The sequence below is a fragment of the Intrasporangium chromatireducens Q5-1 genome, from assembly GCF_000576575.1.
In the GTDB taxonomy this organism is placed as follows: Bacteria; Actinomycetota; Actinomycetes; order Actinomycetales; family Dermatophilaceae; genus Intrasporangium_A; species Intrasporangium_A chromatireducens.
The window spans coordinates 1-1,191 of record NZ_AWQS01000485.1 but is presented as its reverse complement, the minus strand read 5'-3'; the positions used below and the strand labels follow the sequence as shown (position 1 = coordinate 1,191).

The window sequence follows — 1,191 nt, the reverse complement described above, 5'->3', positions numbered from 1 at the left end:
TCCGATCGCGAACCGTCGAGCGAGCGCAAACACCGATCGCGGCCCGTTGAGTGAGCGCAAACACCGCGGCCGTCCACAGCCCCGCCGCGGTGTCGGTCGTCCTCCACAGCGGTCCATCGTCAGCGCACGGCTCGCGCCCTTCTTGACGAGGGTGGCTCCATGGACGTGTTCGACCTTCCGGAACAGATCCTCAGCCGCCCCTTCACCGTCAGCGAGGGCCGCCTCGCCGGGCTGAGCTCCCATCAGCTGCAGCGCCCGGAGCTTCTTCGGCCGACACGGGGCGTGCGCATCCTCGATCCGCCAACGACCCTCGTGGAGCGGGCATGCGCAATGCTGGCGGGCCTGCCCGAGGGAACCATGCTGTCCCACATCACTGCCGCCCAACTACTCGGAATCCCCTTCCCCTCCGCTGCGGACGACTCGCGCATTCACGTCGTCCGACCGATCACCGTCAGCCAGATCCGCCGTCCGGGGCTCGCCGGTCACCGCGCGTTCCACCCGCGCAGGTCCGTCGTGGTGTCCGGGCTGCCCGTCGTCGCGCCGGCTGACACGTGGGTGGACCTCGGCGAGTACGTCGGCCGTGGGAAGCCGATGGGCCTCGACGATCTCATCGTCGCAGGCGACGCGGCCGCCAGCCTCCTCGGCACGACCGCGCCCCTCCGAGAGGCGCTGGCAGCGAGGACCCGCCCACGTGGCAAGGTGACGCTCTCGTATGCGCTCCTCTTCATGCGCGTGGGGTCGCGTTCGGCCCTCGAGTCGCGCTCGCGCCTGATGATCGTCCGCGCCGGCCTGCCCGAACCGAAGCCGAACGTGGCCATCATCAGCCGACGCAACCTCTTCCTCGGCCTGGTCGACCTGGCCTGGGAGGAGGAGCGGGTCGTCTCCGAGGCACAGAGCCTCACCTTCCACGGAGCCGCCGAGGCGAGACACAAGGACGGGGTACGTCGGCAGGACTTCGAGACCGACGGGTGGGCCTTTGTCGAGATCTGGAACGACGATGTCTTCGACAAGCAGCGGCGTGACGCGAAACTCGTCGAGCTCGCAGCCAAGCTCCGCTTTCCCATCGAAAAGCTCAACCTGTATGCCGCTGAGCCACAGTTCCACGCGCCCGCTCAGTTCGCACGACCGCGACGTCGCCGTGCCTCCTGAGCCACAAAGAGCCGCGTCACTCGACGGTTCGCGACCGGAGTT

At 68.6% G+C, this 1,191-nt stretch carries 1 protein-coding gene; it reads left to right on the top strand.

The genetic code is table 11. The features are described from left to right. Positions 1 to 159: 159 nt before the first annotated feature. A complete protein-coding gene (locus N864_RS23910; RefSeq protein ID WP_051518946.1) occupies positions 160 to 1,149 on the top strand; it encodes a hypothetical protein in 990 nt (329 codons plus the stop codon). The last annotated feature ends 42 nt before the right edge of the window (positions 1,150 to 1,191 follow it).